The organism is Streptomyces sp. NPDC056486 (genome assembly GCF_042795295.1).
Lineage (GTDB): Bacteria > Actinomycetota > Actinomycetes > Streptomycetales > Streptomycetaceae > Streptomyces.
The window spans coordinates 1-6,986 of record NZ_JBHTSF010000278.1 but is presented as its reverse complement, the minus strand read 5'-3'; the positions used below and the strand labels follow the sequence as shown (position 1 = coordinate 6,986).

General features: G+C 69.6%; 1 pseudogene. It reads right to left on the bottom strand.

What is annotated here, in order from left to right:
* Positions 1 to 6,956: pseudogene (locus tag ACFQ7F_RS44840) on the bottom strand (SDR family NAD(P)-dependent oxidoreductase); the annotation flags it as partial.
* Positions 6,957 to 6,986 lie beyond the last annotated feature (30 nt).

Below are 6,986 nucleotides of genomic sequence, written 5' to 3'. Positions count from 1 at the left end.
GTCGGGAACTGCGACACCGCGTCGCCGCCCCCGGCCACCAAACGCCACAAGTCCTCCGGCGACTCGACGCCGCCCGGGAAGCGGCAGCTCATCCCGACAATCACGATCGGCTCATCAGCCACCATCGCCACCAGATCGTTGGCCACGACATCGACCACACCACCCAGCAACTCGGAACCAAGATGCGCCGCCAGCGCGGCAGGCGTCGGATAGTCGAAGACCAACGTGGCCGGCAACGCCAACTCAGTCGCCGCATTCAACCGGTTACGCAGTTCGACGGAACTGAGCGAGTCGAAGCCCAGCTCTCGGAACGCGCGGTCCGGCGCGATGGCCTGCGCCGAACCATGGCCCAGCACCACTGCCACGTGACCGAGTACGAGATCCAGGAGCGCCTTCTCCCGCTCCGCGACCGGCAGCCCCACCAACGACTGCGCCAACGCAGACCCGGCAACAACCAGGCCGGACTCAACCATCCTGCGGACACTGCCCCGGACCAGGCCACGCAGCACGTGCGGTACGGGTTGGGAGCGCGCCTGCCGGTGCAGCACCGGCAGGTCGAGGGGTATCGGTACGAGCGCGGCACGCCCCGTGGAACCCGCCGCGTCAAACAGCGCCAGACCCTCGGCCGCGCCGATCGGGATCACACCACTGCGGGTCATCCGCCGTACGTCGGCCTCGTCGAGGCTGCCTGCCATGCCGCCGCCCGAGGCCCACAGGCCCCAGGCGAGCGAGGTCGCGGCCAGACCAGCGGCGCGACGGTGCTGGGCGAGCGCGTCCAGGAAGGTGTTGGCCGCCGCGTAGTTGCCCTGGCCAGGGCCACCGAGGATGCCCGCCACCGAAGAGAACAGGACGAACGCGGACAGGTCCAGGTCGCGCGTCAACTCGTGCAGGTGCCAGGCCGCGTCGACCTTGGGCCGGAAGACGGTGTCGATCCGCTCGGGTGTCAGCGAGCCGATGGTCCCGTCGTCCAGCACACCTGCGGTGTGTACGACGGCGGAGATCTCGTGTTCGGCCAGCAGAGCCTTGAGTGCCTCGCGGTCGGCCACGTCACATGCCGCGTACGTCACCTCGGCGCCCTGCGCGACCAGCTCGGCCCGCAGCTCCTCGGCACCCTCGGCGGTAGCGCCGCGCCTGCTCACCAACAGCAGGTTCCGTACGCCTCGCTCCGCGACCAGGTGCCGGGCCATCAGGCCGCCGAGCGTGCCCGTCGCACCAGTGACCAGGACCGCACCCGCACCGAACCCGGGGTCATCCATGACGGACTGCCGCACCCTCGCCAGACGCGGCGCACTCACAGCACCCGCACGCACCGCCAACTGCGGCTCACCCGTGGCCAGCGCGGAAGCCAGCACGTCCAGCGACGCCGACTCGTCATCGAGGTCGACCAGCACGATCCGGTCCGGGTTCTCCGACTGAGCGGACCGCAGCAGACCCCACACCGCAGCCTGAGCGAGATCACTTACGTCGTCATCGCCCGTGGCGGCGATCGCGCCATGGGTCACGATGGCCAAGCGAGACGCGGCGAACCGCTCGTCCGCCAACCAGGACTGGACCGCGTTCAGCGCCCAGTGCGCCGCCTCGTGTGCACCGACAACCGGGTCAGACGCGGAAATGACCGTGACCGGGCACGGCAGAACGGCGAACTCAGCCAGCTCCGCCGACCCCGCAAGCGCCTCAAGATCGGTCCAGTCGACCGACGGGACATCGCCCTCGGACAAAGGCACCGACACCCAGTCGACACCGAACAACGCATCGACCTGACCGTCACCGGTGAACTGCTCCAGCGACACCGGACGCAACACCAGCGAGTCGATCGTGGCCACTGGAGCACCGGAGTCGTCCGCAAGCGTCAGCTCAATTCCGTCAGCACCGGTGGGGGCCAGTCGCACCCGCAGCGCCGTCGCACCCGAGGCGTGCAGCCGCACACCCGACCACGCGAACGGCAGCTGATCAGTATCGCCGTCCGTCAGGCCGATCGCGTGCGATGCCGCATCCAGCAACGCCGGGTGCAGACCAAACCCCTCAGCCTTCACACCCTCCGGCAGCGCGACCTCGGCGAACACCTCATCGCCCTTGCGCCAGGCCGACTTCAGCCCCTGGAACACCGGCCCGTAGCCGAAGCCACCCGCGACCATACGGTCGTAGTAGCCACCCAGGTCGACGGCCTCCGCGCCAGCGGGCGGCCACTCGACCAGCGAAGCCCCACCGGAGCGGCCACCCTCACGCAGCACACCCGTGGCATGCCGCGTCCACGAACGGCCGTCGTCGGTGTCACCGACACTGGAGTGGAAACTCAGCTCACGCCGGCCCGAGGAGTCCTCGGCACCGACCCACACCTGAACCCGCACCGAACCGCTCTCCGGCAGGACAAGCGGCGCCTCCAGCGTCAACTCCTCCACCAGATCGCACCCGACCTGATCCCCCGCCCGCACCGCCAACTCGACAAACGCAGCACCGGGCAGCAACACCGAACCCTGCACCACATAGTCAGCCAGCCACGGATGCGACTGCACCGACAGCCGACCCGTCAGCAACACACCATCCGTGCCACCGAGGGTCACGGTCGCGCCGAGGAGCGGGTGCTCAGCGGCACCGAGCCCCGCCGCCGCGACATTGCCGATCATGGGCAGCACGTCGGGCCAGAAGTGCTCGCGCTGGAAGGCGTACGTCGGCAGGTCAACGCGGCGTGCGCCGCGATCGGCGAAGAACACCTCCCAGTCCACCCGGACGCCACGCACGTGCAGTTGGCCTGCGGCGGTCGTAGCAGCCACCGCCTCCGGCCGATCGCCACGCAGCGTGGGTACGAAGGTTGCCTCCGGCGCGGACTCCCGGCCCAGCGCCGACAGCGTGCCGCCCGGGCCGACCTCGACGAACGTACCCACACCCTCAGCAACGAGCGTGCCCACCGCGTCGGCGAACCGCACCGACTCACGCACATGCCGCACCCAGTACTCCGGGGAGGCAAGTTCTTCGGCGGTGGTCAGCCGGCCCGTCAGCGTCGACACGATCGGGCTCGTCGGGGCCTCGTAGGACACCTCTTCAAGCACCCGGCGGAAGTCGTCGAGCATCGGGTCCATCAACGGCGAGTGGAACGCGTGACTGACCTTCAGGCGAGACACCTTCCGGCCCACCTCACGCCAACGCTCGGCAACCGCCTCGACGTCAGCGGCGATTCCTGAGATGACCACCGAGGTCGGGCCGTTGACCGCAGCGATACCCACGGTCTCCGGAAGATCCGCGGCGACCTCGGCCTCGGTCGCCTGGATCGCCACCATCGCGCCACCGGACGGCAGCGCCTGCATCAACGCACCCCGCGCCGACACCACCTTGACGGCGTCAGCAAGCGACCACACACCCGCCACGTGCGCGGCGGCCAGCTCACCGATCGAATGCCCGGCCAGCATGTCGGGGCGCAGACCCCACGACTGGAGGAGTCGGAACAGCGCGACCTCGACCGCGAACAGCGCGGGCTGCGTCACCCCCGTCTCGTTCAGCGCATCGGCATCCTCACCGAACAACACCTCACGCACCTGCGGGTCGAACTCGCTCAGTACGGCGTCCAGAGCCTCGGCGAACACCGGGTACTGAGCGGCCAGTTCGCGGCCCATGCCGAGTCGCTGCGAACCCTGACCCGAGAACAGGAATCCCAACCGGCCAGGCTCATCAGCCACTCCCGCAACCACCGCGCCGGTCGCCCGGCCCTCGGCCACGTCGGCCAGTGCGGCCAGCAACTCGGACCGGTCAGCAGCCACGATCACCGCACGGTGGTCCAACGCCGACCGCGTCGTCGCGAGCGAGTAGCCGACATCAACGAGCGCGTGCTCGTCCACCACGGCCATAAGCCGCTCGGCCTGGCCACGCAACGCTCCCTCGTCGCCCGCCGAAAGCAGCCACGGCACAAGGCCACCGTCACGCACCGGCTCCGGAGCTTCCTCCTGCTCGACCACGGGGGCCTGCTCGATGATGGTGTGCGCGTTGGTACCGCTGAACCCGAACGACGACACACCAGCGCGCAACGGCTGGCCGGTCTCCGGCCAGGGGCGCTCCTCCGCAAGGAGTTCCACCGCACCGGCGGACCAGTCGACGTGCGGCGACGGCTCGTCCACGTGCAGGGTCTTGGGCAGTACCCCGTGCCGCATCGCCATGACCATCTTGATCACGCCCGCCACACCCGCAGCGGCCTGCGTGTGACCGATGTTCGACTTCACCGACCCGAGCAACAGCGGTTCACCGCTGCGGCCCTGGCCGTAGGTGGCGAGCAGCGCCTGCGCCTCGATCGGGTCACCCAGCTTCGTACCCGTACCGTGCGCCTCGACCACATCCACGTCGGCCGGAGCCAGGCCCGCACTCGCCAACGCCTGGCGGATGACCCGCTGCTGCGACGGTCCGTTCGGCGCGGTCAGGCCGTTGGACGCGCCATCCTGGTTCACCGCCGAACCACGTACCACCGCAAGCACCTGGTGACCGTTGCGCTGAGCATCCGAAAGGCGCTCGACGAACAGCATGCCGACACCCTCACCCCAACCGGTGCCATCAGCACCGGCGGCGAACGCCTTGCAGCGCCCGTCCACGGCGAGGCCACGCTGCCGGCTGAACTCGACGAACGCACCAGGCGTCGACATCACCGTCACGCCACCCGCGAGGGCCAGCTCGCACTCCCCCGTCCGCAGCGCCTGCACCGCCAGGTGCAGGGCGACCAGGGACGACGAGCACGCCGTGTCCACCGTGACGGCGGGACCTTCGAAGCCGAACGTGTACGACAGACGGCCCGAGGCCACGCTGGCCGCGTTACCGGTCGCCACATAACCGCCCACATCCTCAGCGGCGCCGCCCAGTACCAGCCCGTAGTCCTGGACGTTCGATCCCACGAACACGCCGACGCGCTCACCACGCAGCGAGTTCGGGTCAACCCCCGCCCGCTCGAACGCCTCCCACGAGGTCTCAAGGAGCAACCGCTGCTGCGGGTCCATCGCAAGGGCCTCGCGCGGCGAGATACCGAAGAAGCTCGCATCGAACCCGCCCACGTCCGAAAGGAACGCGCCAGAACGCGAGTAGGAGGTTCCCACCCCGTCCGGGTCGGGGTCGTACAGCGCTTCCAAGTCCCAGCCACGGTCGGTCGGGAACTCCGAGACCGCGTCCCCACCGGAGAGCAACACCCGCCACAGGTCCTCCGGGCTCGACACGCCACCGGGGTACCGGCAGGCCATCGCCACGATCGCGATCGGCTCATCGGTCACACCAGATACGGCGATGGGAGCAGAGGGGGCGGCCACGTCCGCACCCGACAGTTCGGTGCGCAGGTACGCGGCCAGGACGGCGGCGTTGGGGTAGTCGTAGACCAGCGTCGCGGGCAGCGCGACACCGGTGGCCTCACTGAGCCGGGACCGCAGCTCCACCGCCGTCAGCGAGTCAAAACCCAACTCCCTGAACGCACGGGACGCGGAGAACGCATCACCCGATACATGGCCGAGCACCGCGGCCGCCTCATACCGGACCAACTCGGTGAGCTGCCGCTCCTGCTCCACCTCATCCAGACCCGCCAGGCGCTGCGCCAGCTCCGACATCCCGCCCGTTACCGAGGAAGCCTCGAACGCGGCCCGCACAGCGGGCAGTTCACCCAGCAGCGGGCTCGGCCGCTGCGCCATGAACGTGCCCGCGAACCGCTCCCAGTCCACATCGGCGACGATCACATTGCCGTCACCACGCTCCAACGCCGTGGCCAGACCCGCGATCGCCACCGCCGGAGCCATCGTCGGCAGACCCCGGCGCCGCAACTGATCCGCCGCACCCCCACCGGCACCCGCCACCATGCCGCCACCACCCCACGGACCCCACGCCACCGCCGTGGCCGACAAACCCGCCGCCCTACGGTGATCAGCAAGGGAATCCAGATAGGCATTGGCGGCCGCATACGCACCCTGACCACCACTGCCCCACACACCGGCAATGGACGAGAACAGCACAAACGCATCCAACTGCCGGTCCCCCAGCAGCTCATGCAGGTTCCGCGCACCCTCCACCTTCGCCGACAACACCTCGGCGAACCCACCCAGATCAGCCGGATCAAGATCGGCCAGAACACCCGAACGCTCAATCCCCGCCGCATGCACCACCGCAGTGAGCGGGAACTCGGCGGGAACCGACGCCAGCACATCCGCCAGGGCGTCGCGATCGGCTACGTCGCAGGCCGCGATCGTGACACGGGCACCCAGCTCGGTCAGCTCCGCGCGCAGCTCCTCCGCGCCATCGGCCTCCAGTCCACGCCTGTTGGTCAGCAACAGATGCTCGGCACCCTTGCCCACCAGCCACCTGGCCACGTGTGTGCCGAGCGCACCGGTACCACCGGTGACCAGCACTGTCCCGCGCGGCGACCAGCCCGTATCGGGCGCCTTGCCCAGCGGCGCGGGCACCAGCCTGCGTCCCAGAATCTCGCCGTCCCGCAGCGCGACCTGGTCCTCACCACTCGACCCGGCGAGCACCGAGACCAGCAGATCACCGGCCCCCTCATCCCGAGCCTCCGGCAGATCGACCAGTCCGCCCCAGCGGGCGGACTGCTCCAGGGCGGCCACTCGACCCAGGCCCCACAGCATCGACTGCTCGAACCCGTCAACCGTGTCATCCGTGCCTGCCGACACCGCGCCCGACGTCAGGCACCACAACGGCGCCTGTACATCCGCCTCACCGAGCGCCTGCAACAGCCCAACCGAGGCCGCCACACCCGCAGGCACAGTCGCATCACCCGCGTCGGCGAGTCCCAGCAGCGAGACCACGCCACTCAGAGCCGACAGGTCGGGCAACTGCTCCGCCCAATCGACCGAATCCGGATCCACGTGCAGAACCTGCACGTCGTCCGCACCGTTCCGGGTCAGCGCATCACGGACCCACTCGGCGCGGTCCTCGTCAGTCGGCGCGACGACCAGCCAGGTGCCATCCAGACGCCCAGATCCGGCAGCCACCGACCGCCACTCGACCCGGTACCGCCAACC